This window comes from Erysipelothrix amsterdamensis, assembly GCF_940143175.1.
GTDB lineage: Bacteria > Bacillota_I > Bacilli_A > Erysipelotrichales > Erysipelotrichaceae > Erysipelothrix > Erysipelothrix amsterdamensis.
In genome coordinates this window covers 322,135-346,053 of the sequence record NZ_OW659496.1, presented here as the reverse complement: position 1 = coordinate 346,053, position 23,919 = coordinate 322,135, and the positions used below count along the sequence as shown (strand labels likewise).

The window sequence follows — 23,919 nt, the reverse complement described above, 5'->3', positions numbered from 1 at the left end:
CACAAACATCTTTTAGATTATGTATTTTTTATAACGATTTTGATCCGATTCACGGATCACTGCACGGAATTGTGCGCCCTTTTCTGTATACTCCAAACCAATAATTTCATAATTGGATGCAATCGCATCTAAAATGCCAAGATCGGAAAAAGGGATTTCAAAATTTACTTTTTTGAAACTTGATTCCAATTCAACTTCAATGGCATCCACTAGACGATCAACATCATCCATATCATGAGCACTAATATACATGCGATTTCCAAATTCACTTTGGTAAAAAGCGATATCTTGATCCATCGCTAGGTCCATTTTATTAAAAACTGTAATGATTTTTCGGTCAAGCACATCTAAATCTCGAAGCATTTTATACGTTGTATCCATTTGGATGTTTAAGTCAGGATTGGATGCATCCACGACATGAATGATAAGATCTGAATACTTAATTTCCTCAAGGGTCCCTTTAAAAGCTTCAACAAGTGTATGTGGTAATTTCGAAACAAATCCAACGGTATCTGTAAGAATAACATTTAGACCATTATTAAGACGTGCTTTCCGTAGGGATGGTTCTAAAGTCGCAAAGAGCATATCCTTCACAAACACATGTTTATCGTTTGACTGAGGATCACCATTGGTTAAAATTGCGTTCATTAACGTCGATTTCCCTGCGTTTGTATACCCAACAAAAGAGATTATAGGAAGATTTGAATTTAACCGTTTACTTCGCGTAATCTCACGGTTTTCTTCTGATTTTGTTAAGGCATTTTGGACGTGAAGAATCTCTCGTTGAATGTGACGACGATCCAATTCCAGTTTCTGTTCTCCGGGACCCCGTGTCCCAATGCCACCACCTGTACGGGATAAATAATCACTATACCCGATCAATCGAGGCAAACGGTACTTTAACTGCGCAAGTTTAACTTGAAGTTTCCCTTCGGCCGTAGTTGCACGCAAGGCAAAAATATCAAGAATGAGATTGGTCCGATCGACAATCTTACACCCAATTAAACTTTCAAGATTACGAATTTGCGAACCGCTTAATTCGTCATTGAAAACTACAGTATCTGCATCATAAGTTGCGACGGCACGCATCACTTCTTCAATTTTCCCAATCCCAATATAGGTTGCACTTTCAGGGCGATCTCGATTTTGCGTAATTTGATATACAACCGTTCCCTCAGCTGCCTCAACCAGGTCCACTAATTCAAACATTGATGATTCTAAATCAAAATCCTTTTTTCCAAAATCCACGCCAACTAAAACGACGCGTTCTTTAATTGTTTTTGTATCTAACATGCATTTCCTCAACCTTCTTCTATCAATATAACAAGTTTTATGAAAAAGATACACACTTATCCGTGTGTATCTTTAAGTTCTATTCGGTTTTAGTCTCGTTTAAGTGACCTTTGATGATGCGTTTATAATTAATAAATTCATCCGTAAGCAGAAAGTCTTCATTTCGAGGTTTTGGCGTATCAATGATGAGTTCATACGTAATTTTCCCCGGTTTTCCGCTCAGTACATAAATTCGATCTGAAAGTAATATCGCCTCATCGATGTCATGGGTTATAAAGAAGGTGGATAGATTTAACTGACTCATAATATCCAAATACCATGTTTGCATCTGATGTTTGGTAATGGTGTCTAATGCACTAAAGGGTTCATCCAATAAAGCGACATTATCTGAGAATAAAAATGTTCTTAGAAATGCGACACGTTGACGCATTCCTCCCGATAACTGTGCTGGATATAAGTCTTCGGTTCCCTCCAACCCAAAGGTCACAAAGTATTTTAAAGCTTCTTCACGACTTTCTACTTTACTTTTACCCTGAATGCGTAAAGGGAGTGAAGCATTATCGATAACGGTCTTATAAGGCAATAATAAGTCTTTTTGAAGCATATACGAAACATGACCGGTCGTGCCTGTAATATCTTGTTTATGTAAGGATACGGAACCCTTATCAGGGTGAAGCAGTCCTGCTATCACATTAAATAATGTCGTCTTACCAACACCACTTTCACCCAAGATACAGACAACTTCCCCTTGATTTAACGTAACCGAAACATCATCCAAGACTTGCTTTCGGCCATAAGCCATCGATACGTGTTCAAGTGATAAAACGGGATTAGTTGAGATAGTCATTAGTAAAACCTACATTCTCCGCAATGGGCATGTCAATCAATTTGTTATCATAAAGCCATGCATAGAATTGATTCCATCGCGTACCATCAAACGTACCCCACTTCGCAACTTCAGCTTTATATTCTTTCGCAAGGAACTGTTGACTTGCCTTGATGAGATCGAGATCAAGTTCCGGTACATGCTTCACAAGAATCTCCGCTGCTTCATCAGGATTTTCAATCGCAAACTCATACCCTTCTTCCAAGGCTTTTAAAACTTTCTTGGCTTCTTCGCCATTTTCTTCCAAATAACTGTTATTCGCTATTAAAACAGGACTGTAGAAATCAAGTTCTTGACCGTAATCCGCAAAGTTTAAGAAATGTGTATCCAGACCTGCTTGTTGGATAGCCATACCATCCCATGCTTTAAAAATCCAGACTGCATCAATATCTGTTTGAAGTGCTGATACCACATCCGTAACCGTATTAGGAATCATTTTAATGTCATCATAATTTCCACCGTCATCCGTCACAATTTTACGAATAATTGCTTGTTCGATCGGTGAATCCCATGTTGCATAAGTATGTCCTGCCATCTTACGAGGTGCATCAATACCCTTTTCTTTTAATGAAACAATACCTGAAGTATTGTGTTGAATTAAGGCTGCTACCGCTGTAATTGGAAGTGGATGTTCACTGGCAAGTGCTGGTGCCATGGTATCTTGGAAACTAATACCAAATTCTGCACCACCTGCACCAATTAACGATGTTGTGGATCCTTCTGGTGGTTGAACAATCTCCACTTCAAGACCTTGAGCCTTAAAGAATCCCATTTCTTGAGCTACATAAAGCCCCGTATGATTGGTATTGGGGGTCCAATCCAATACGATACGTACCGGTTTTGATGACTTAGCACCACATCCCGTTAAAAGTAACCCCAACACCAGTATCCCCATTAATTTCTTTTTCATGAATTATCTGCTCCATCTCTTTGTAAAGTTTCCGCATCAAGCCATGGTTGCGTTCGTTTTTGTAACCACGAAACGAAGCCCATCAATACCAAGCTTAAGAAAGATATAAAGAAAATTACAGCAAACATCTTATCAAACGAATACGATTTACGTACACGAGTCATATAAACGCCCAATCCACTATAACCACCTAACCATTCCGCAATCACAGCACCAATTAAAGAATACGATACTGAAATTTTTAAACTGGAAAAGAAGTAAGGTAAGGCATGTGGAAATTTTATATGACGAAAGGTTTGTAAGGTATTTGCACCCATCGATTTCATTAAATTCAAGGCGTCCTTATCACAGGACTGAAATCCATTCATACATCCCATCGTAATGGGGAAAAACGACGTTAAGATGATTAACGTAATTTTAGGAAGTAATCCGTAACCCATCCATAACACCAAAAGCGGTGCCAATGCAACGGTAGGAATTGTCTGTGTAAGAATAATAAGTGGGTAAAACATTTTATGGAACCACGATACATGATCCATAACGACCGCAAATATAAATCCTAACAAAATTCCAAATGTTAATCCTAAAAAGGCTTCTAAGAGCGTTGTTCTCGCATGATACATAAGTAAACTAAAATCATTATTAAATGCTTTCACAACATCACTGGGAGCCGGCAACATAAACCGTGGTATCACTCCAAGTGATGAAAGACCTTGCCACAGCACCAACAATCCAACAATTGCGGATACTGACAACAATTTATTTTTGATGTTTTGTGATTTTTTCATCGATGGTGAGAATGTGGGCTGTGGGTGCATAAGCAATCTTTACATATGCTGATACTTTATCCGCACCTGCCTTAACAGCAATGAGTTGACAGTTCTTTACAATTTCCATCAATTCATCATAATCCCCTTCTATAGATGTTTCAAACGGCCCTACAACATAATTTAGACCTGTTTGCGCAATATATGCGATCACCTCGTCCACAATACGAATTGTTTCTTCATTTGAAGTTGTATTCGGTAAAATCTGAATTGCTACACTTGCGTTCATATGAACCTCCTTATAATATAAAAAACCTCTTCTCGTACGAAAAGAGGTATACACGTTTACTCAAAAAAAAGTATGCGATTAATACATCCCTCCGCCAGTATTAGCTGGATCAGGTACAAAGCTTAAAGCTTAGAGTTTAAAACGTAACCGTTTATTCTCAGCCCGAAATACGAGCACCCCTTGTACGAATTCAATTTTCTTAGTCTCCATCAGAAACTAACCCCATTATACTAAACCCACATTAATATGCAATCGAAAGACAAAAAAAATATAACCTGGCACTGGTTATATTTTCACAAGCAATTACGATCATGTATAAAGCACTCAGATGTGGTTTGCATCACGAGCAAGAAACAGTAACACTGGAGATATGAATGCAAGAACGCTTGTTAACCCGAATAACAGCGAATCATAGGGTGTTAATGTTATCGCTTTATAAACATTGTTGTAATATAAGAAAGCAGTAAACACATTTAACACAGCATTAAGATAGAGCAATCTCTCGTCGCGTACTTCATGCTTTAAATTAAATATTTGTGTTATCGCAAAGATTAGAATCACCAAGAATGTTACAGTACCCGTTACAGTTAAAAGTAAATCCGGATGAATCACAGTTCGTGTAAGAACAACGAGCGTAAATGCAATAAACACAGCATAATAGTTTTTCATAAAATCCCCCTAACCATATGCATGTTTAGCTCTCTACACAAATTATACACAAATTACACAAATATAGCAAGCGCTTACATTAAAGACGGGTCAAAGGCCAATATTAAAAGACCGCCAAACTTGTTGACAGTCTTTATGCGTTCCATATTATTGGGCTTCACACTTAAAATTATTCGCTTGTAATTCATTCAATACTTTCTCTATAGATGCACCATCTTGATACGGTGACATCAGTAACATGGCATCACGATCTAGTTTCCCATCACTTAATACCATATTGGTGTAACCATAGTTATCTGCAAAATGTGCAACATCATTACCACGTATACGATCAAAACTATAAATAAACATCAAACTCCCTTTTGAGTAAGCATGCTTATCAAAGTAATCGACCGCATTTACATTATTTTGTGTATCCGCTGCATAACATGCATACTCTAGTTTGAAATTCGTATAAGTATCGGGATGTTTCGCATAATCTGCTTTAATTTTATTGAACGCAAGATTTTGTAACTCCTTGTATTCCTTAATATCATCTATACTTGCATAAACATCACTTAGGCCTTCCACTTTAACAGTTGTCTGTTCTTCAGAAATTTTAACTTTATGTTGGTTCATGGCTGCCATCGCTTCTTTATTAAAGGTCGCCTTGACAGTTATTTCCTCACCATTCACAAGATTTTTATCTTTTGAGAATGATAAGGTTGTTCCTTCCACAATTGTTTGAAGATATGACTCATCCACATCCAAATACATACCATAGGTAACCGTACCACTTCCATCCATCCCTTCAAAATTAAATGAAAATTGTTCAAAGAGATTAAACTGTTCGGAATCATAGAGATCCTTAACTACGATTTCTTTTTCTAAATTTTCAAGACGGTATTTATGTGTTTTTAAGAGTTTATCTGTAGACTCAGATTTCTCAGCAATCAGTTTAATACGATTACCATTTTCGAGACCTTCTTGTGGACTCAAGCTATACGTTAAGCTTTCATAGATTTCTTTTTGTTCAGGATTTTTAATTGCGTCTAGGTCCACTTCTAATGTAGCCGTTCCTTTTGTATCGACCCCTTCAAAGTCAACCTGTACATATTTAAACGCATCCAAGGCTTGTCCACTAAACTTTAGTTTCCATACCGTAAAGACACCACCACACACTACAATTAAAACAAACAAGGCAATCAATGCATTGCGTTTGTTCTTCGATTTCTTGTGTTTAGACTTACTATGCTTATCAGAACGTTTTGGTTTTGACTTTTTAACGACGGTTTCTTCTACAGATTTTGGTGATTCTTCTACGACATAAACCTTTTCGATCACAGCTTCAGGTTTAGACTCAATCTCATCGAGAATGTCATCAAGATCTTCTTCCTTGTTTTCCAAGTCATCAAGTTCTTGTTCTGTTTCTTCCAAGTCCTCTAATCGTTTTGCTTCCGCATCATCTTGCGCATCGACTTCATCAAGAATGTCGTCCAATTCATCTTTTTCTTCCATTTCTATGCCTCCTACTCTTGTACTTTCACAAGAACTAATTCATCTTGTTTAACTAATACCACAACAAACGCAATTACCGTTAACAAGCAAACTACGGCTGTGATTTTTCCTAAGACTAATGAAAACATAAGTTTTAAAACTAAATTTAATGAATTTGCACTCATTATGACAAAAATACCCATCAGTGCATTCATCAATCCAAGTCCACTCATCCATAAGACGAGTTTACGACTTAAATAATATTTCGCATGTGCATTTTCACTCCGTTCAATCATACGAATCACCAACATTGATACAAAGAGCAAAATACTCAATATAATCCAAAGCAGTGGTGTTCCTTGATCAAACATACTAACTAATTTCGCAAAACTACGATTACTCATCATCACAACACCCAAACTCACTACAGACAAGCCTGTAAGCAATGTCGCAAAGAATTGCGTACTAAAGCCTACAGTTGGCGCTTCCACCGGTTCGATTGGTTCTTCAGAGATTGGTGCATTATCGGATTCAAGTATTTCGGGTTGTTCTTCATACACCTCTGCATAATGTGTTGCGACGGATGCAACAACTTTCGCATATTTTTGGGCAGACACCTTCGGCTTGATGTCACGTCGTAAACAATGCAATGCTTCATCCAAAGATTCCACATGTTCTAATTTTAAACGTTCTAATTGTTTTGAACTAAGCATGATAGGTTACCTCTCGTTCCATCACAATACGCGTATTTTGTTTATGAGCATGAATCAGTCCCAAAACAAGACCGAGCACCGCAATTACACCCCATGCAATAATACGATAAACCGATTGTGTCGGTTCAACGATTTCAATAAGATTCGTAAGCTTCGTGATTTTATTTATATTCACTAAGGTTAAGAAAAAAAATACGGTCCCAATCAAGCTATACAAGCGATTAACTTCACCACGTTTTTCTTTAAACGCAATCATGTCCCAAATCATCAATAAACCTACACAAATTGAGACAACCATCAGAATCGAAACCATCACCTTAGTCTTGATCACATTCCCCGCAAACCGTTCAACATGTGTCATGGCATTAAAAATATTTCCAAAAGTCATTTGCGTTAAGACCAGTAAAATAACAGCTCCTACTAAAAGGATTACTGGGCCCCATTTATAAATTATATTTCCTAGATTTCCATTTGTTTTAAGTCGATATTCTTCAATCATATTTCGCATACAATACCTCCTTGTCGCTCTCTACACCTCTATCTTAGCACAAAGCACTTAAAGCCTATATTCATGTCTTCTGTTTTCATGGATAATTCATAAGAAAAAGGTGCATTTGGAGTGCACCTTTAAATGTGTTCGTGTCGATTTGAGAAATATTGAATTAAGTATACCATCGCAACCACAATACCGACTGCCCCAATCCCCACTAAGAACCATCGATAGGATTCAACGCTGGGCTCTTTCAATGCGAAATAAAGTAATAAGATACCCAAAACACCATACAAGCCACTATTGAGAAGCATGTTTGATGACGAGACCGTTTTATGTTTCACCTGTGCCAAAGAAACAGGATGACATTTTTTTAGAAAATCAAAACGATAACGAAGTTCCGCAACAACACCAAATCCCCCTGCCAATAACAGACTCAAACCAGTTGGAACGTTAAAACTGATCAGAAAGATTCCCAGCATAATTGCTATCACAATACGATTACGGTAAAAAACAAGCTGTTTTTCTTGGTCTTGATTCACTTTATATACTTTGCGTGTTAGAAAATCAGTAAATGTATTTTTTTGGTTTCCGCTCATAATTGACTCCTTTTCTTTATTGTACTGTATAACATTTCTATTTCACTTGTCTTTTTTAACGAGGTTTTTGTATCTTTAACCAATTTGGTTGAGGTCGTATCAATGCTTACCTATAATGACAGTGAACAATGAAAGATAGGAGACATATACACTATGTTTAACAACAATGAACAAACTTGGAAAGATCTCAAAGCATTTGATACCGCAAATGAAATCCACCAACAACCGCAAACATGGGATAAAACATACCATATTGTTTTAGAACGCCGTCAAGAAATCCAAAACTTTATTAATCAAGTGATTAATGAAAGTGAATACGATGTAATCTTTACCGGAGCGGGTACCAGTGAATTTGTAGGAAATGCACTTGCACCTGTACTTGTAAAGGAATTCAATTCAAATTTTAAATCAATTGCTACTACAGATATTGTGGCTACACCTGCTTTATTTATCGACCCTGTAAAACCTACATTACTTGTATCCTTTGGTCGTTCAGGTAACTCACCTGAATCCATTGCAGCTGTAGATGTTGTGAATGAAATCAATAAAAATGCGAAACACTTAGTGATTACATGTAATCACGAAGGAAAACTTGCACTTCGTGATGATGAAAACATCTACTCAATCAAACTACCTAAAGAAACAAATGACCTCTCATTTGCAATGACAAGTAGTTTCTCAAACATGTTCCTTGCTGCATTCTTGGCTTTTAATACGGAAAACCTTGAATCACTTTACCCTTCAATTAAAGACATTATCCGTGTGGGTTATGCATTTAATGAAGAAGGCTATAAAGTTGCGATGGAACTTGTAGAAAACTTTAAATTTGATCGTATTGTTTACCTTGGTGATGCAGATCAAAACGGATTCGCTCAAGAATCTGCATTAAAAATGCTTGAACTGACTGCAGGTGAAGTTGTGACAATGCATAACTCACCACTCGGCTTCCGTCATGGTCCTAAATCAATTGTAAATGGTACAACACTGACAGTTGTCTATATGAAAGAAGATCCTTATACACGTCAATATCAAGTTGATATTATTAAGGAAATGAGTCCTCAACGTAATGGAAACCAAATCATGGTTGTGGATACTATGAATGATGATGTGATTCGTGAACTCGTTGATGTTTATGTTTCAATTAACTATAATGAAGATACAAACAAAGATTTAGTGGGACTTAATATGGTTATGTATGCACAAGTATTATCCCTTTACAAATCTCTTGATTTAGATAAGTCACCGGATAATCCATGGCCATCAGGACTTGTAAACCGTGTCGTACAAGGTGTTATTATTTATCCATATTCCTACGAGGAGGAAAAATAGATGATTGGTATTGTCGTAACAGGACACGGACGTTTTGCGGAAGGCTTAACGTCTGCTGTAGAATTAATCGCTGGGAAACAACCCTCATATGAATCCGTTCTCTTTTTAGAGGAAAAAGGACCTGAGGCGTTGTCTGAAGACTTAAAAGTTGCAATCAACAACGTTAACACTGGAGATGGTGTTCTTGTCTTTACAGACTTAAAAGGTGGAACACCGTTTAAAGAAGCAGTCATGATTGCGACACAACAAGAAAACGTGGAAGTTCTCACAGGAACCAATTTATCCATGTTACTTGAAGCCAGTCTTATGAGACTTGGTGAACCATTACTCCACGATTTTGCTTTATCACTAAGCGAAACAGGAGCATCGCAAGTTGATCTCTTCGACATCGCAGACTTACAACGCGATGATGAGATTGAAGATGGCGATGGCATCTAACAATTAAATCGAATTTGGTAATCTATCAAAGCTTATCAAATCAAATAAAAATACCAGCTAATCATCGCTGGTATTTTTATTATATAAAGACTGCGCATACTCGGTGGGAGACAAGCCAAATTGTTTTTTAAACTTACGGGAGAAATAGTGAATTGAACTAAAACCTAAACGCATCGCTACCTCAGTAATGGGTAAATTTTCTTCCAAAATCATGACTTGTGCTCGCATCATCTTAATATCATTAATATACTGCTTTGGAGGCATGTCCATGTTTTTCTTAAAAAGAACTTGTAAACTTGAACGACTGATCGCAAAGTGATCACATAAATCCTCTACCGATATGGGTTCACAGATATTATTTAAGATATACTTATTAATCTCATTTACCAATTCATTTTCAAAATTAGCTTGAATAGGATTCGAGTTCAAATGTTGTGTGTGATTTGGGCTGTCATATTGAATGACCAAGATGATCAGTTCTTGCAAGTACGAAATCATGAGATCTCGTGAATACGGTACGTTATATGTTTCTAAAATCGTTGAATGTTTAATAAAACTATTAAACAAATTATACATTTCTTGTGTACAGGTAAAGACTTTATTTTTAATATGATCAATATCATGCACATTAATATTCATGTCAAACATGATTGTTAAGTAAGAACAGGACTTATCCCCTTCAATGCGTTGTTTATGAAATTGATTTGGGAAATAAAGCATCATGCTTTGACTTTCAAGTTTGAATTCTTTCCCATCAATTTCCGTAACCAACTCCCCTGTATCCACATACGTAATTTCCCAATAGAAATGCGATTCCCCAGAAAAATGATAGTTTTTCCCTTTAACACTATAATAATATGAAAAAATATCGGTAACATAAAACTTAGGACGTATCGGAAGGTAACCTACCTCTTGTTCATTCTCATAGTGATGAACGGTGTAAACACCATCCGATTGAATGGATTCTTCAATCACAGCACTTTGTGTAAGTGGGATTACGGTATAAGGGATATCAGGATTTAATCGGGCAATCCGATGGATTACAAACTGTTCTGGATCACCTGATGGATCTAAAATCACAACCAATGCAATCCCTTCTAATACTTCAAGTGTAACGGGCACTGATACTGACTTTAAGTACTGAGGAACTTTTCCTTCCACAAAGAAACGATGAACTTTAAAGTTTGATGGGTGATCTTGTACTTGTCCATACTTCAAGAATTGTGGGCTTGTCGTTTTTAAATACATAGTTTCTCCTTTATTCATTACAAATATTCTAACTTAATCATAAGATATTCTTGTTCTTATTGTGTGATAATCAAACGAGTAAACACAAAAGTGCAAAACAAGTATAAAATTGTGCAAATATTATTTGTGAATGTTAAGGTACACTTATACTATAAGAGCGCTTACATCTCTTATGGCAGAAGGAGGAGAGTTTAGATGCCTAATATTGTATTAACACGAATTGACAATCGATTAATTCATGGTCAAGTCGCAACACAATGGTGTTCCGCTATTGGAGCTAATTTAATTCTTGTTGCGAATGACGAAGTAGCATCAAATAAAATGCGTCAAGGATTAATGGATATGGCTGCACCAAGTTATGCAACCACACGCTATTGGACCTTACAAAAGACAATCGAAACAATTCATAAGGCTTCAGACAAACAAAAGATTTTTATTGTTTGTGAGAGCCCTGCTGACGTATTAACACTTGTGGAGGGTGGTGTTCCCATTACGAAAGTAAATATTGGAAACATGCATATGTCAGAAGGAAAACGTCAAGTAGCCCAAGTTGTCGCTGTTGATGATCATGATGTGGAAGCATTTAGACGTTTAAAAGAACTGGGTGTAGAGCTTGAGATTCGAAAAGTTCCTACCGAAAGTGCTGATAACATCGAAAAGTTATTTCAATAATATATAGGAGGAAAGAATTATGAGTAGTTTTTCAATTATTCAATACTTGCTCGTATTTATCGTTACATTTATTGTTGCGATTGACCAATTCAGTTTCCTTGAATCACTCTACCAACCTATCGTTGTTGGTCCTGTAATCGGAGCGATTTTAGGAGATATGAAAACCGGGCTTGTTGTTGGGGGAACATATCAATTAATTCAAATTGGTAGTATGCCTGTTGGGGGAGCACAACCACCAAACGCAGTTATTGGTGGTATCATGGCAACAATCTTTGCAGTTTCCATGCCAAGTGTTGATCCAAGTGCCGCTGTGGGGATGGCGGTTCCATTTGCACTTTTAGGTCAATATGCTGTAACAACAGCCTTTACCTTAATGTCACCATTAATGAAGAAAGCGGATGAAGCTGCGAAAGCTGCAAATCCAAAAGGGATTGAACAAATCAACTATATCGGGATGGGTTTAATCGGACTACTCTTCGCTGTCATTATTATGGTTGGTATGAAACTTGGTGTTTCCTTTAGTGGAGCAATCGTTGATTGGTCATCCAATAATAGTTGGTTTATGGCCGGTCTTGCAGCTGGTGGTAAGATGATGCGTTATGTCGGATTTGCAATTCTTATGAAGATTATGCTCTCCGGAGAACTCTGGGGATTCTTCTTCCTTGGATTTGCATTCGCTACAATTATCAGTAAAGTTCCAGGACTTGGTGGTTCCGCATTGCTTATTATCGCAATGATCGGTACTGCTATTGCAATCTACGATTTCCAAACAAATACAAAACTACGTGACTTAACATCAGGTGGAGGTGACGAAGATGGAATCTAATACATATAAAGATCTAAATCCAGCACAACAACTGGATAAGAAAACGTTAAATAAAATGGTTTGGCGTTCACTCTTCTTACAATCATCGTTTAACTACGAACGTATGCAAGCAGGTGGATGGCTCTATGGTATCTTGCCAGGACTTGAGAAAATCCATACAAACAAGGATGATCTCTCAGCATCCATGGAACATAACTTAGAGTTCTTTAATACGCACCCATTCCTTGTTACGTTTGTAATGGGGATTGTACTCTCACTTGAACAACAAAAAGCAGATATTCCTACCATTCGTGCCGTACGTGTTGCGGCAATGGGACCACTTGGTGGTATTGGGGATGCACTCTTCTGGTTAACACTCGTTCCAATTACTGCTGGGCTTACAGCGAATATGGCAATTAACGGAAGTTTAATGGGACCAATCTTATTCCTCTTAATCTTCAATATTGCGCAATTTGCAGTTCGTTACTTCTTAATGCATAAATCTTACGAGCTTGGTACAAATGCTGTATCACTCTTTACAGAAAATGCAAAAGAGTTTACCCGTGCAGCAAGTATTCTCGGTGTATTTATTGTTGGGGCACTTGTATCAAACTATGGTGCTACATCACTACGTATCTCAATTGATCAAGGTGGTGGAGCTTTCATTAACTTCCAAGAAGTCTTGGATGGTATCTTACCTCAATTAATTCCATTAATTATTACATTGATGCTCTTTGTACTTATTAAGAAACATAATTGGACGCCTACAAAATGTATTGGATTACTTCTCGTAATTGGTCTTGTAGGTACTGCATTTGGTATTTGGGCTGAAGACTCCGGTGCACTTGATGCAAACGGTGAACCAATTAAAGGTGGTTATACACCTGTAGTAGAATGGTATGATTTACACATACCTAAAAAACCTAAATAAACTGCCATAAAAGGGATGCATGCATCCCTTTTTTTATTTGTCTATTTTATTTAGATTGTGTAATTTATGTAGGTTTTATGACATCTATGATATTTTTTATGACACATAACCCATTCAAGGTGGACTGAAATTATACAATAGCCCTACCAAAGAATGGAGACCAAGTTATGAATAAAATGATACAAAAATTAAGTCTTACACTTATAACCGCAGTTTTAGTGTCCATAACATTTACCGCAATCTCTGCTGATACAACAACTGTTGTCGAAGATGTCATTATCGACCAAAGATTTGCGCATGCTTCTGGACGAGTTGATTCCGACTTCTTTTATTATGAAGTAGTGATCAACAATAACGGGAAAAATACCGAACGCTTTGATGGCTACGACTTTAATGCAAACTTCAGCCTCAAGACCGCTCCAGAGGGACGACGCCTGAAATATGTTACCAATTCCATCGATCATGTCTATTACAAGAAAGATTGGTATGGTGGCGATCGTAAGGCCGCTACAGCGATGGTCTGGGATAATGAAGAAGGACAATGGAAAGTACCAAATCCATGGGTTGATATTGATGGTAATCCGTTGTCAACAGTAACACCTGGTAATCCAAATGGTATTCGATTACGTATGTTTGATACCGGTAAAGGTGCCTTAGCTTTACGACCGAAATCTGAAACTCCCCTACCTGAAACTGGACTATCTGGTCCATATCAATCCCTTTTAAATGGTGGATGGAATTTAAAAGAAATCTCTTTTAACAGTAAAGATAATAACGTTTTAGCCTTTGATTTATATAACAACGAAACAAACATCGTTAATAATGGAAAGATCTTTGAGATGAGCCAAGAAAAAGATGAATCATTATGGCCTCATGCTCATGGTGCTTGGCATTCATTTAGCTTTGGTAACTATGTTTACTATGAAGTAGAAAATGATGCAAAGATTTCATATGAACCCCTTGCAATCGAAGACACTTATGAACTGAATGACTCCGTAACTCTCGGTACAACTGCATCCATTACAGCACCGGTAACCTTTAAATTAAATTATCAGTGGCAAGTTAGTGCAGACAACGAGGTGTTTACAGACCTTGAAAACGAAAATGAAGCAACGCTTTCACTTCAAGCAACTAAAGACCATGATGGTGCATATTACCGTCTTGTAATCGGTGTTGATCGTTCAAGTACCGAAGTAACAACAAACGCTGTACAACTCAACGTCAATAAAAATATTTTGTCATTTAATACACAATTAAGTGATCTTGAAAGTCCTGAATCACAAATTCGTTACGCACAAGAAACCATTGGCACATTACCTACTTTATCTCATGAGACGCATGAATTTATTGGATGGACTTATGACCAAGAAGGATTACTACCCGTCAAAGAAACTGATACCCTTGAACACGATACTGTCCTTTTCGCAGCATGGAATCGCGTTCATGCATTAGAACTTGTAGTTGATGCAAACATTGAATATAAGCTTGGCAGTATCTGCGAAGAGACAGATTTTCTTCGTGATATCAATGCGCATGTTCGCCGCAGTGGTTCAAGTCGCATGCTCAACCAAATCCAACTTGTTTCAAATTTTGATACAAGCGTAAACCTAAGTCAATTAGGCCAATACGAAGTTACAGTGTCCGTAGCAGTTTCAACAACTTATCTTGTTTCAGATCAAAAAGTTATCGTTAGTATTGTTGAGGGTGATGTTGAAACACCGACACCATCACTTCCGGAAACCGAAACGCCTATTAAACCGAATCCAACACCTGAAACAAAACCTGAAGTAAAACCAAACCTACCTCAAGGTCCAACACATATACAATCTGAAAACACCCATGAAGAACGTATCGAAAACGGAAATATTACGACATCAAAAAATACTGTCTTTGTCATTAATGACAATTCAGGCTTAATTCAAAGTAATGATGCCGTTGATATGAATTCACTTCCAAATACAGGAATGAATACAACTATCAAACCCTTTATCGGTCTTGGTATTGTCGTAGTTGGTATCTTCATGGCCACACGTCGTCGTAAAGACTAAAAAGAAAACCCATTCCAATTGGAATGGGTTTTTATTTAACTAAGCTTCAAGCTCATCAACATGCGTTGCATATTGATAATCATCAAGATAAAGTTTAATGTAATCTTTAATAAGTGCTTCCGCATTATTCTCAACAATTCCCTCTTTAATACGACGGTATTGATATGGCATGTATTGAGAAATTAATGTCATTGGAATTTCTACAGAATTTAAATTTGAAACAAGTTTTGTAATTGCAGCTTGTACTGAAGGTACTGGTAAGTAATAACGAGCACGATCACTATAGCTGTATTTACGTTTGATGAAAAGCTCAACATCTGTTCCATGGTAATGTTTTTGCCAGTTTCCAGGTTGATCAAGCATTGCAGTTTCTAAAACATCTACAAAGTTTGATGGATCTGTACAGATTTGACTTTCGATATGTGCAAGCGCAAAGAGTGCTTCACGGTATGCGAATGTTAATGCTGGTCCAACCTTCAAGATTGTGATACCATCTTCAACCATTTCACGTAAATGTGTTGGTGTTTGATAGTCTGTTGAATGACCTTCAAATACAAATGAATCAAATTCACGTTTTAATGTATCCGTAAGTTCTTTCGCATTTTCACGATTGTATTGGAATAAATCTGCATCACCAAATTCAACCCCCGGTTGCACAACAATACCGATTACAGAATCGAATACTTTTTCCACGTCTGCTGCTTTAAATGTTTCTTGGAATACACGGTATGTTTCTTTAAATGCTTCTGGAGATGTTACTGCTAGAGCATCTTCTTCCTCTTGGGCACCACCTGGAATTGGCACTTCACTACCAATAATAAATGCAGGGAATACTGCTTCAGGATCTTCTTTCAATAAATCATCATAAGCTTCTAAACAAACTTTTGCCATCATTGCTGAACGACGTGCAATGGTTTCATTTGATAACACTTCTTCAGTACTATCATCTGCAACACGCATTGATGTATCTAAGTGAATTTTTGTAAAACCAGCACGAACATAAGCATAGACTAAGTCACATGCATTTTTCATTGCTTCATCTTCATTTAAATCAGTCCATGTTAAAGGACCTAAATGGTCACCACCAAGAATGATGCGTGATTTGTCATATCCAACTTTATCGGATAGTTCATAAACAAACGCTTTAAAATCAACAGGTTGCATGCCTGTATAACCACCAAATTGGTTTACTTGGTTTGCGGTTGCTTCGATTACTACCGAAGAATTGTGTTCTTTTGCGAACTCTAATGTTGCTTCAAGTACGGGTCCGCTTGCCGTACATGCAGAATAAACACCCACAGGACGTTTATTGTTTAATAAAAATAATGGATTTTTTTTCATCTATGTCACCTCTCGAATATAGATTATCATGTTCATCGTAGCAGTGATTTAGTTTAATAAACAATTCAGTTGTACTTTTCGATTTTGGTTTGAAAAATGCAAATGAAACATCAACCATAAAAAAAACGGCCGAAGCCGCTTTTTTAATAAGTCTCTTTAATTTCTTTGGGTTTATCAATAAAATTCAAGAAAAGGTTTAGGAGAATTCCGACAATTGCCGCTAAACTCATCCCTGTTAATGAAGTTTGTGATGTAATTTGAACACTTGCTCCACCAAGACCAATCACCAACATGGATGCAACGACAACCAAGTTTTTCATATCGGATAAATCCGTACGATCTTTAATTAATACTTTAATACCATTTGAAGCAATTAATCCATAAAGCACAATGGTCATACCACCAATAACAGCCCAAGGAATACTTGTGATAAAGGCTTGAACCCATCCTAAGAATCCAAGTAAGATTGCGAAGATTGCGGCCAATCCGGTCACATATACAGATCCTACACCCGTCATCGCGATTACCCCTGTATTTTCACCATAAGTTGTGTTTGCAGGTCCACCGATTGCTGCAGAGACAAATGTAGCCAATCCATCTCCTAATATTGTACGGTTTAGTCCTGGACTTTCAAGATAATCTTCACCCGTAATTTCACCTAATACTACGTGGTCTCCAATATGTTCCGCAATTGTTACGAGCGCTAATGGTGCGAAAGCTGCAACGGCTGTGAAATCAAGTTTATATGTTCCAATAAATTGGAATTTTGGAATTTGAATAAAACTATAGCCTTGGAATACGGTTCCAAGATCAACAAGTCCTAATGCAACAGAACTAAAGTATCCTACAAAAATCGCCACAAGGAACGGTACTACTTTAATAAAACCTTTTCCTTTAATTGAAACGAGTACAACACTCATAAATGTTACAAATGCTACTAAAGGAACTTTCCACGCAGCGCCTTGAACACCAACATACTTACCTTGTTCTAAGAGAACATCAATACCCATTAAACCTGCTTCTTTAACGGCTGTCGGAGCGAGGGACAAGCCGATGATCACAATCATCGGTCCTACGACTACTGGTGGTAATAACTTTTTGATCCAACCACTACCGGTAAAAGTAATCACGATGGAAACGATTAAATAAATCAGACCTACAACCATTAGACCGGTATAAGCACTTGCTGCGCCTCCCGTTGAAGCGATTGCGGCAGCAACACTTCCAATATATGCAAACGAACTTCCTAAGTAAATTGGGACCTTAGCGCCTGTGCATAGAATATAAATTAAGGTACCAATACCACTTGCGACAAGTGCGACCCCAACATCAAGACCTGTTAAAAAAGGTACGAGAATGGTTGCCCCAAACATCGCAAAGACATGTTGCAAGCTTAGGATAACCCACTTGCTTGTTGAACTGGGTTTCTCTTGAACCCCTACTGTAAGATTATGACTCATGTGTAAAACCTCTTCTTTCTCCCGTATGGTCTTTTATACAAAAGGACACCCGAAGGTGTCCTTTAAGTTTAAATAAGGTAAAAAGCAGCTTTATGCATCATAATACAAAAGTTGACTGCGTACCTTGCTGTGCTCTCTGTCACAACTTAAAGGACTCATACTATCGAGATTATAGCATAGGTTCTCAGATAAATACAAGTTCAATTTAAAAGAGCCTTGTATAAAATAAATGTGAAATACCATTTAGTAGGAAATATCATCATATTTCCAAACAGAAGCCTTCGACTATGTACAACTGATGGAAATCATTAGCGAATCACTTTTGAAACTACAAGATAGTTCTTTTAAAAATACCTAATATTTACTGATCCCGCTTTGAAAAGAAAAAAACCAAACTAAGTTTGGTTTTAAAGTTTATCTCGATGTACTCATTTCATTATGTGAATATTAATCAAAATGAGTATCTAAAACTAATCCCCCATGAAAATTGAGTTCGTACACTAATTCGTCTTTATTAAAGATAAGTTCTCTGCCGACAAACCAAGAAAAATCACCATTTGCCTCCATTACATAGGTATAATCACCTTCAGAATAAAACGGTTTACCCCTAAATGGATAATCAATTGTTGGCTCCATCAAGGCCTTTTTCAAGAACTTGCTTGAAAATTTTTCTTCATTGATGACCCTTCCACTGTAATTCATTGCCCAAACAGGATTTAATTGATTCCAGATTGCTTCTTCACCAGTGAACAAATGAGTACCTAAATAACTATCAATGTATTTGTACTCTCCTGAATTAAACTCTAAATCATATGAATGCGGTCGACTACTATCTACTTTTCCAAAACCTGATGCATAAGTATTTTTTTTGGCTTCAATTAGGAAAACAATTAACGCTTCATAATTCATAACAATCTCCCTCTTTTAGTTATATTATGGTTTCTACACTTAGTTGACACAGACTTAGAGGATAAATATCATAGTGCTTAATTATGATTCACGAAGATGAATAATTTGTCCTAAAGCAAACGTTACCGTTACTACCATAATGACATTCATTACTACCAAAATAATATCAAAGATACTTGGGAGGGCTAGGGTTAGAATAAATAAAATGATGCACATGATAATAATATAACTCATAAATCCAGAGTTCTTATTTAATTGAATATTGTTTCGATTAAACAAAAACACAAGCATAATCGACCCACAAAAAGCCGAAGATAATAACATATAAGGGACTTTAAAACTTGTATCGATAACACTTGGTCCAAATACCGAAAAGATATATGCAAAAACTGTCATGGTAAAGCAACCAAGAAATGTATTTGAATGAAACGTATCATCTAAACTTCGAAGCGCCCCTAACATCACGACAAATGCAAGTGTTGGTCGAAAGCAATGAAATACGATACCCATGAGAATGATAAAACCAAAAGTAAAAAGATTGGACATCACGACTTCCAAAGCAAAGCGCATGCGATCACAATCATCTTCATCAATATATCCGTACTTATAAAAATTATGACTTAATTTCAATGATATTTTTTTCATGTAACACCTCTTATTTGTATTATATGAAAAAAAGATACATGATAAATCGAAATGGTTTATATTGTATCTTTTTATGCATATTATGATGATTTCGAAAGAATCAACGTGAGTTTGAAATAATCATCTTCAATTTTACTGTCCATTCTTCCCAAGTATTTTTCAGTTGTCTCTTTCATAGCAACCATCCCAAAACCACGTTTATCCCCAAGTCGTTTTGAAGAAAGGTAAACACCATCTTTCATTCGTGGCATTTCATGAAATGTATTTAAAACTTGAATCTTACAAAACTGGCTGTTCTCTTCAAGATATAACTTCACCACACGATTACGTTCGCATTTTCCTGCAGCTTCAATCGCATTGTCTAAAGCGTTTCCCAATAATACCGTTAGATCATACGGCTCAATTTTAAATTCAGAAATACCGACACGGGTTACAAAATGGATGTGTGGATTTTGAGTGATCTTAGAGTTTACGATGGCATTAATAACGGGATTGGGTGTATTCACATACGTTTTCAAAGCCTCATGATGAATCAGTTCATGGATATAATTACGGGCTTCATCATCTTTCCCAGACTCGATCATATACGATAAAGATGCCATATGATTTTTGAGATCATGTTTAAGTTTTAACACTTCCACATCCGATTCTACACGTTCCACTTCACGTTTTTGGTATAAATTAAACGCATCAATCATCGTTTGATAGGTCTCGTTTTTGACCTTCATTTCAAAGTAGTTACTGATAATCATAAACATGATTGAAATTAAGATAGTCTGGATGATAATAAAGTAAAAGATAAGATTTTTAGAAATAATATAATCTTGAGTCAAAACAATATCAAAAAGTACAATGATTACGAGAAGATTCACGACAAGATAACCGAGTGTATAGTTGGATACGAAAATATCTTGGGTAAACTGCTTTGGCCCTAAAAACCGTCGTAATAACTCAATGAGAATGATTGTTATGGTCTTAATGCCAAACATCACAATCATTCGTAATTCGGTTGCACCCATCAAGACATCAACTTGAATATTGGTAATCTTTACAACTGCGGATATTACAAGAATTGTGATAATTCCTAACAGCAGGTAATAAACAATTGCGGACATGACCTTCGCAAAAACACTTCCATCAAAAAGCACAAATACATAAACAACCAGCAGCACCCCCATAATAATCGAAACAAAGGAGGAAAACGCTGTCGATACGGTTGCGCTAAAAATTAAAAAGGATGTTAGGAAGGTAACACCCCAGAATTTGAATTTATGATTATCTTTAGTTGTAAGAAAGACTTGCGCCGCTCTAAAAAGCAACAATACATCTAAAAGACAAAACAATGCTTCCCCAATAAACATCATGCCTTCATTTGTCATCTACAATCGCTCACTTTCTACTAAGAAATCCAAGTAATTTTGATATAAATTTTTAAACTGACCGCGTGATACTTCAATCAGATCATCATACCCCTTCAGTTTGATAACCCCTTTTCGCATCTCTTGAATATACATCATATTCACAATATAACGACTATTAGGTTGAATAAACATCGATTCAGGTAAACTCTCATACACTTTTGTGAGACTGGTTGACTTCATGACATAGGATTCATCTTGAGTAAAAATCGTTATATTACGATTTTCATACAAAGCAAAAACAATTTCCATAAGCTCTAAATTTAAAATCCCTGAATCAAACTTAAAAACAACACTGTCACGCTGTGTAAGACGCGTTGTAAGCTGAATTAACGCCTCTGGCAACTGCAAATCCAATTCTTGCTTCAAGATATAGTCATAAACATTAAGACCAAATGCGTCCTTAATATAGCCCTCATAAGAAGTGATAAACACAACGACGGTACTTGGACTATCCAAAGAAAGGCGTTTCGCTAACTCCACACCATTTCGAGAACCCAACTCGATATCCAATAAAACAATATCAATCTTGGTCTGTTTAACACATGACAATACATCATCGGGATTATCAAAGATTAAGATGCGATAATCAATATCTCTACTAAGCAGTGTTTGATTCACAACTTCCCGAAGACGATCATGCATTATCGTTTCATCATCAACAATTGCTATTTTAATCATAACCATACCATTCCTTTGCCTAAATTATAGCATAACCCCAATCAAAAATTGAAGCCATAAAAAAAACCTTGGTCCGTTACTAACCAAGGTTCTTTATTATTTTTTCTTTGGCAATTCTGGCTTATAGAAAGACCATAGTGATAATGTCGTAGCTTGATCTGAAATTTTCAACAAACCATGTACTACGTGATTAACTATTTTTTTCATTGGCCTCCTCCTTCCGCCCCAAATATCTGTATTGCTTCACATCCCCTTGATCAAAACAAATTTTGGTACGATGTGCTTCGTTTACATGTATGATAGAATGCAAACGGATCGTTATTCGTAATAACTGAAGTAACAATGCTTGAGTATATGGTCAAGTATAACCAAGCGTACAAATCGATTATGTGCGATATAATGATTTATAGGAAGTCAATGTACTATTTAGAATATCCCACCATACCTAAATAAGAGCTCCGAAGTGTGTTCATCTTCGTTTGAACATTCCTAACTGTTACTTAACTTCATCGAAAAGCAGTCGTCTCACCAAAGACGGTTGCACACGATTCATCACACACTGATGAATCATTATTATGGTGTGTGCTGCATACATACAAAGAAGGTTATGATTTTTTTTTGTATTGTTATGCAAACCTATAATAACGGAAGAATGACATATTTTGATATTTTATGTATAATTTGTATGAAATTAAGGATATTTTGTATTTTTACACAAAAAAGAAACATGAGGTGCCACATGGACACGAAATATTTACCCGGTTTACGAATTCTAAAAACAACCCTTGCGGTTGCAATCTGTCTCGTCACTGCTTGGACGTTAAACTATCCTGCTCCCTTCTATGCAGCGATTACCGCCGTTTTAATGATGAAGTCATCCCCAGAACATGCAGTGCGTGCTTCACTTGATCGTATCTTAGGGACTTTATTTGGAGGAATCATTGGAATCTTATTTCTTCTCATTACAATCTATTTTAATATTCCCAGTGAATCCTTAACCTATACAGTACTAATTGTAGTTGTACTTTTAGTCGATCTAACACTCTGTAAAATTTTAAATCTACGCGAGTATGCTACATCCATGTCAGCCATTCTTGTTCTTGCTGTCTTACTCAATCATAATGGCACCCAAGGCGACGCAATACAATATATGATTCGACGCATTCTTGAAACACTCTTTGGTATCTTTATATCCGTGATTATTAATAAATACATCAACCATAAAGAAGAATTATCTTAAAATTAAAAAGTCTCAACGGGACATGTCGTTGAGACTTTTTTTAATATGATACGATGCCATGAAGCAACATTTGCATTGTATTCTCAACGGCTTCTTCTTGCGTTACATTACCCACATATACTTGAACCCAAGCAATTGAAACATAATTATTAATCGTATTGATAATCCAACCTTCATTAACCTTCTGATTCAACATCTTCTTTTTATACATTTTAATCACAACCGTATAAAGAGGTTTTAAGATTGCATGACATTCTTGTCGTAGTTCATCCGAGTTTAAACCATCCGGATAATAATATAAAAAATACACACGATCACCCAGTTCAATGAGCACATCCACAATATCTTTTAACGATTCAAATAAATCCAGCTTGCGTTCGAGACCCTTAAGTGCGGTATCAATTTCTTCAATACATGCTCGAGCCATTACATCATAAAGCTCGTCACGTCCTGTAAATGTACGGTGAAACGTAGCACGACTGATACCTGCATTTTTTGCGATATCATTCACCGTAGCAGTAGGATTCATAATTATAAAGGGCACAGTTCTTCTAATAATTTCTTGTTGTTTCATCATAACCTCTTTGCGACATAAGTGTGTCATTCCACTTATAATACAACTGCCACATGTACAAGTCAAGGACATTCGCGGTCATTTTTCA

At 36.6% G+C, this 23,919-nt stretch carries 26 protein-coding genes and 1 riboswitch; of the genes, 7 read left to right on the top strand and 19 right to left on the bottom strand.

All coding sequences use genetic code 11. The annotated features are described in order from the left end of the window. Window positions 1-12: 12 nt before the first annotated feature. The 10 genes from hflX to NMG63_RS01550 all read right to left on the bottom strand — a co-directional run bounded on the left by hflX (window position 13) and on the right by NMG63_RS01550 (window position 8,092). Window positions 13-1,293, bottom strand: coding sequence for a GTPase HflX (gene hflX, locus NMG63_RS01595; protein ID WP_254007252.1), 1,281 nt, complete (start codon window positions 1,291-1,293; stop codon window positions 13-15). A gap of 79 nt (window positions 1,294-1,372) precedes the next feature. Beyond that, window positions 1,373-2,140 carry an ABC transporter ATP-binding protein gene (locus NMG63_RS01590; protein ID WP_254007251.1) on the bottom strand — a complete coding sequence of 256 codons (768 nt, stop codon included), beginning with the start codon at window positions 2,138-2,140 and terminating at the stop codon, window positions 1,373-1,375. Continuing rightward, on the bottom strand, window positions 2,124-3,089 hold the full coding sequence (locus NMG63_RS01585; RefSeq protein ID WP_254007250.1) for an ABC transporter substrate-binding protein: 966 nt from the start codon (window positions 3,087-3,089) through the stop codon (window positions 2,124-2,126). Before NMG63_RS01585 ends, NMG63_RS01590 begins: the two co-directional genes overlap by 17 nt. Further along, complete coding sequence (locus NMG63_RS01580; RefSeq protein WP_254007249.1) at window positions 3,086-3,877, bottom strand: ABC transporter permease; 792 nt, start codon at window positions 3,875-3,877, stop codon at window positions 3,086-3,088. Before NMG63_RS01580 ends, NMG63_RS01585 begins: the two co-directional genes overlap by 4 nt. After that, entirely contained in the window at window positions 3,849-4,145 is a 297-nt protein-coding gene (locus tag NMG63_RS01575) for a thiamine-binding protein (RefSeq protein ID WP_013852597.1), read from the bottom strand. The genes NMG63_RS01580 and NMG63_RS01575 overlap by 29 nt, the downstream gene beginning before the upstream one ends. A 69-nt stretch (window positions 4,146-4,214) precedes the next feature. After that, a riboswitch (TPP riboswitch) is annotated at window positions 4,215-4,336 on the bottom strand. A gap of 133 nt (window positions 4,337-4,469) precedes the next feature. After that, entirely contained in the window at window positions 4,470-4,814 is a 345-nt protein-coding gene (locus NMG63_RS01570; protein WP_003775637.1) for a hypothetical protein, read from the bottom strand. A gap of 147 nt (window positions 4,815-4,961) precedes the next feature. Next, window positions 4,962-6,311, bottom strand: coding sequence for a hypothetical protein (locus tag NMG63_RS01565; protein ID WP_254007248.1), 1,350 nt, complete (start codon window positions 6,309-6,311; stop codon window positions 4,962-4,964). Between the two features lie 11 nt (window positions 6,312-6,322). Continuing rightward, entirely contained in the window at window positions 6,323-7,003 is a 681-nt protein-coding gene (locus NMG63_RS01560; RefSeq protein ID WP_254007247.1) for a hypothetical protein, read from the bottom strand. Next, window positions 6,996-7,511 carry a hypothetical protein gene (locus tag NMG63_RS01555; RefSeq protein ID WP_123245149.1) on the bottom strand — a complete coding sequence of 172 codons (516 nt, stop codon included), beginning with the start codon at window positions 7,509-7,511 and terminating at the stop codon, window positions 6,996-6,998. The genes NMG63_RS01560 and NMG63_RS01555 overlap by 8 nt, the downstream gene beginning before the upstream one ends. Window positions 7,512-7,630: 119 nt before the next feature. Then, window positions 7,631-8,092, bottom strand: a complete 462-nt coding sequence (locus NMG63_RS01550) for a hypothetical protein (RefSeq protein WP_013852592.1) — start codon at window positions 8,090-8,092, stop codon at window positions 7,631-7,633. Between the two features lie 153 nt (window positions 8,093-8,245). On the opposite strand from NMG63_RS01550, the gene NMG63_RS01545 reads away from it, so the two are divergent. After that, window positions 8,246-9,421, top strand: coding sequence for an SIS domain-containing protein (locus tag NMG63_RS01545; protein ID WP_254007246.1), 1,176 nt, complete (start codon window positions 8,246-8,248; stop codon window positions 9,419-9,421). Next, window positions 9,422-9,859: a PTS galactosamine/N-acetylgalactosamine transporter subunit IIA gene (gene agaF, locus NMG63_RS01540; RefSeq protein ID WP_003775648.1), complete on the top strand. Its 438-nt coding sequence runs from the start codon at window positions 9,422-9,424 to the stop codon at window positions 9,857-9,859. Window positions 9,860-9,916: 57 nt separating this feature from the next. Here agaF and NMG63_RS01535 read toward each other — a convergent pair whose 3' ends face one another. Continuing rightward, the gene (locus NMG63_RS01535; RefSeq protein WP_034886853.1) at window positions 9,917-11,107 is read right to left on the bottom strand and encodes a helix-turn-helix domain-containing protein; all 1,191 of its coding nucleotides are present in this window, start codon (window positions 11,105-11,107) and stop codon (window positions 9,917-9,919) included. 195 nt (window positions 11,108-11,302) lie between these two features. Here NMG63_RS01535 and agaV point away from each other — a divergent pair, with 195 nt between their 5' ends. The 4 genes from agaV to NMG63_RS01515 all read left to right on the top strand — a co-directional run bounded on the left by agaV (window position 11,303) and on the right by NMG63_RS01515 (window position 15,563). Further along, on the top strand, window positions 11,303-11,779 hold the full coding sequence (gene agaV / locus NMG63_RS01530; protein ID WP_003775652.1) for a PTS N-acetylgalactosamine transporter subunit IIB: 477 nt from the start codon (window positions 11,303-11,305) through the stop codon (window positions 11,777-11,779). Window positions 11,780-11,798: 19 nt separating this feature from the next. Continuing rightward, complete coding sequence (locus NMG63_RS01525) at window positions 11,799-12,605, top strand: PTS mannose/fructose/sorbose/N-acetylgalactosamine transporter subunit IIC (RefSeq protein WP_003775654.1); 807 nt, start codon at window positions 11,799-11,801, stop codon at window positions 12,603-12,605. Then, a complete protein-coding gene (locus tag NMG63_RS01520; RefSeq protein ID WP_254007245.1) occupies window positions 12,595-13,515 on the top strand; it encodes a PTS system mannose/fructose/sorbose family transporter subunit IID in 921 nt (306 codons plus the stop codon). Before NMG63_RS01525 ends, NMG63_RS01520 begins: the two co-directional genes overlap by 11 nt. Before the next feature lie 167 nt (window positions 13,516-13,682). Beyond that, window positions 13,683-15,563 (top strand): LPXTG cell wall anchor domain-containing protein, encoded by a 1,881-nt coding sequence (locus NMG63_RS01515; RefSeq protein ID WP_254007244.1) that lies wholly within the window; start codon window positions 13,683-13,685, stop codon window positions 15,561-15,563. A 39-nt stretch (window positions 15,564-15,602) separates the two neighbouring features. Here the strand turns inward: NMG63_RS01515 and NMG63_RS01510 are convergent, their stop codons facing one another. From NMG63_RS01510 to NMG63_RS01480, 7 genes are all read right to left on the bottom strand, one after another. Next, on the bottom strand, window positions 15,603-16,904 hold the full coding sequence (locus tag NMG63_RS01510) for a class II D-tagatose-bisphosphate aldolase, non-catalytic subunit (RefSeq protein ID WP_254007243.1): 1,302 nt from the start codon (window positions 16,902-16,904) through the stop codon (window positions 15,603-15,605). 143 nt (window positions 16,905-17,047) lie between these two features. Next, complete coding sequence (locus tag NMG63_RS01505) at window positions 17,048-18,364, bottom strand: uracil-xanthine permease family protein (RefSeq protein ID WP_254007242.1); 1,317 nt, start codon at window positions 18,362-18,364, stop codon at window positions 17,048-17,050. A gap of 447 nt (window positions 18,365-18,811) precedes the next feature. After that, window positions 18,812-19,273, bottom strand: a complete 462-nt coding sequence (locus NMG63_RS01500) for a DUF5680 domain-containing protein (RefSeq protein ID WP_123171873.1) — start codon at window positions 19,271-19,273, stop codon at window positions 18,812-18,814. Between the two features lie 81 nt (window positions 19,274-19,354). Then, on the bottom strand, window positions 19,355-19,918 hold the full coding sequence (locus tag NMG63_RS01495) for an accessory gene regulator B family protein (RefSeq protein WP_123171874.1): 564 nt from the start codon (window positions 19,916-19,918) through the stop codon (window positions 19,355-19,357). A gap of 80 nt (window positions 19,919-19,998) precedes the next feature. After that, window positions 19,999-21,297 (bottom strand): sensor histidine kinase, encoded by a 1,299-nt coding sequence (locus NMG63_RS01490; protein WP_254007241.1) that lies wholly within the window; start codon window positions 21,295-21,297, stop codon window positions 19,999-20,001. Beyond that, window positions 21,298-22,017, bottom strand: a complete 720-nt coding sequence (locus tag NMG63_RS01485) for a LytR/AlgR family response regulator transcription factor (RefSeq protein WP_254007240.1) — start codon at window positions 22,015-22,017, stop codon at window positions 21,298-21,300. Window positions 22,018-22,113: 96 nt separating this feature from the next. Next, window positions 22,114-22,224: an AgrD family cyclic lactone autoinducer peptide gene (locus NMG63_RS01480; protein ID WP_254007239.1), complete on the bottom strand. Its 111-nt coding sequence runs from the start codon at window positions 22,222-22,224 to the stop codon at window positions 22,114-22,116. A gap of 532 nt (window positions 22,225-22,756) precedes the next feature. Between NMG63_RS01480 and NMG63_RS01475 the strand changes: the two genes are divergently transcribed. Then, window positions 22,757-23,257: an FUSC family protein gene (locus NMG63_RS01475; protein ID WP_254007238.1), complete on the top strand. Its 501-nt coding sequence runs from the start codon at window positions 22,757-22,759 to the stop codon at window positions 23,255-23,257. Between the two features lie 40 nt (window positions 23,258-23,297). Here the strand turns inward: NMG63_RS01475 and NMG63_RS01470 are convergent, their stop codons facing one another. Next, window positions 23,298-23,831 carry a TetR/AcrR family transcriptional regulator gene (locus tag NMG63_RS01470; protein ID WP_254007237.1) on the bottom strand — a complete coding sequence of 178 codons (534 nt, stop codon included), beginning with the start codon at window positions 23,829-23,831 and terminating at the stop codon, window positions 23,298-23,300. Window positions 23,832-23,919: the final 88 nt, after the last annotated feature.

Bases quoted from the DNA above. Each gene is read 5' to 3' on its own strand.
- hflX (WP_254007252.1), bottom strand. From the start codon at position 1,293: ATGTTAGATACAAAAACAATTAAAGAACGCGTCGTTTTAGTTGGCGTG.
- NMG63_RS01590 (WP_254007251.1), bottom strand. From the start codon at position 2,140: ATGACTATCTCAACTAATCCCGTTTTATCACTTGAACACGTATCGATG.
- NMG63_RS01585 (WP_254007250.1), bottom strand. From the start codon at position 3,089: ATGAAAAAGAAATTAATGGGGATACTGGTGTTGGGGTTACTTTTAACG.
- NMG63_RS01580 (WP_254007249.1), bottom strand. From the start codon at position 3,877: ATGAAAAAATCACAAAACATCAAAAATAAATTGTTGTCAGTATCCGCA.
- NMG63_RS01575 (WP_013852597.1), bottom strand. From the start codon at position 4,145: ATGAACGCAAGTGTAGCAATTCAGATTTTACCGAATACAACTTCAAAT.
- NMG63_RS01570 (WP_003775637.1), bottom strand. From the start codon at position 4,814: ATGAAAAACTATTATGCTGTGTTTATTGCATTTACGCTCGTTGTTCTT.
- NMG63_RS01565 (WP_254007248.1), bottom strand. From the start codon at position 6,311: ATGGAAGAAAAAGATGAATTGGACGACATTCTTGATGAAGTCGATGCG.
- NMG63_RS01560 (WP_254007247.1), bottom strand. From the start codon at position 7,003: ATGCTTAGTTCAAAACAATTAGAACGTTTAAAATTAGAACATGTGGAA.
- NMG63_RS01555 (WP_123245149.1), bottom strand. From the start codon at position 7,511: ATGCGAAATATGATTGAAGAATATCGACTTAAAACAAATGGAAATCTA.
- NMG63_RS01550 (WP_013852592.1), bottom strand. From the start codon at position 8,092: ATGAGCGGAAACCAAAAAAATACATTTACTGATTTTCTAACACGCAAA.
- NMG63_RS01545 (WP_254007246.1), top strand. From the start codon at position 8,246: ATGTTTAACAACAATGAACAAACTTGGAAAGATCTCAAAGCATTTGAT.
- agaF (WP_003775648.1), top strand. From the start codon at position 9,422: ATGATTGGTATTGTCGTAACAGGACACGGACGTTTTGCGGAAGGCTTA.
- NMG63_RS01535 (WP_034886853.1), bottom strand. From the start codon at position 11,107: ATGTATTTAAAAACGACAAGCCCACAATTCTTGAAGTATGGACAAGTA.
- agaV (WP_003775652.1), top strand. From the start codon at position 11,303: ATGCCTAATATTGTATTAACACGAATTGACAATCGATTAATTCATGGT.
- NMG63_RS01525 (WP_003775654.1), top strand. From the start codon at position 11,799: ATGAGTAGTTTTTCAATTATTCAATACTTGCTCGTATTTATCGTTACA.
- NMG63_RS01520 (WP_254007245.1), top strand. From the start codon at position 12,595: ATGGAATCTAATACATATAAAGATCTAAATCCAGCACAACAACTGGAT.
- NMG63_RS01515 (WP_254007244.1), top strand. From the start codon at position 13,683: ATGAATAAAATGATACAAAAATTAAGTCTTACACTTATAACCGCAGTT.
- NMG63_RS01510 (WP_254007243.1), bottom strand. From the start codon at position 16,904: ATGAAAAAAAATCCATTATTTTTATTAAACAATAAACGTCCTGTGGGT.
- NMG63_RS01505 (WP_254007242.1), bottom strand. From the start codon at position 18,364: ATGAGTCATAATCTTACAGTAGGGGTTCAAGAGAAACCCAGTTCAACA.
- NMG63_RS01500 (WP_123171873.1), bottom strand. From the start codon at position 19,273: ATGAATTATGAAGCGTTAATTGTTTTCCTAATTGAAGCCAAAAAAAAT.
- NMG63_RS01495 (WP_123171874.1), bottom strand. From the start codon at position 19,918: ATGAAAAAAATATCATTGAAATTAAGTCATAATTTTTATAAGTACGGA.
- NMG63_RS01490 (WP_254007241.1), bottom strand. From the start codon at position 21,297: ATGACAAATGAAGGCATGATGTTTATTGGGGAAGCATTGTTTTGTCTT.
- NMG63_RS01485 (WP_254007240.1), bottom strand. From the start codon at position 22,017: ATGATTAAAATAGCAATTGTTGATGATGAAACGATAATGCATGATCGT.
- NMG63_RS01480 (WP_254007239.1), bottom strand. From the start codon at position 22,224: ATGAAAAAAATAGTTAATCACGTAGTACATGGTTTGTTGAAAATTTCA.
- NMG63_RS01475 (WP_254007238.1), top strand. From the start codon at position 22,757: ATGGACACGAAATATTTACCCGGTTTACGAATTCTAAAAACAACCCTT.
- NMG63_RS01470 (WP_254007237.1), bottom strand. From the start codon at position 23,831: ATGAAACAACAAGAAATTATTAGAAGAACTGTGCCCTTTATAATTATG.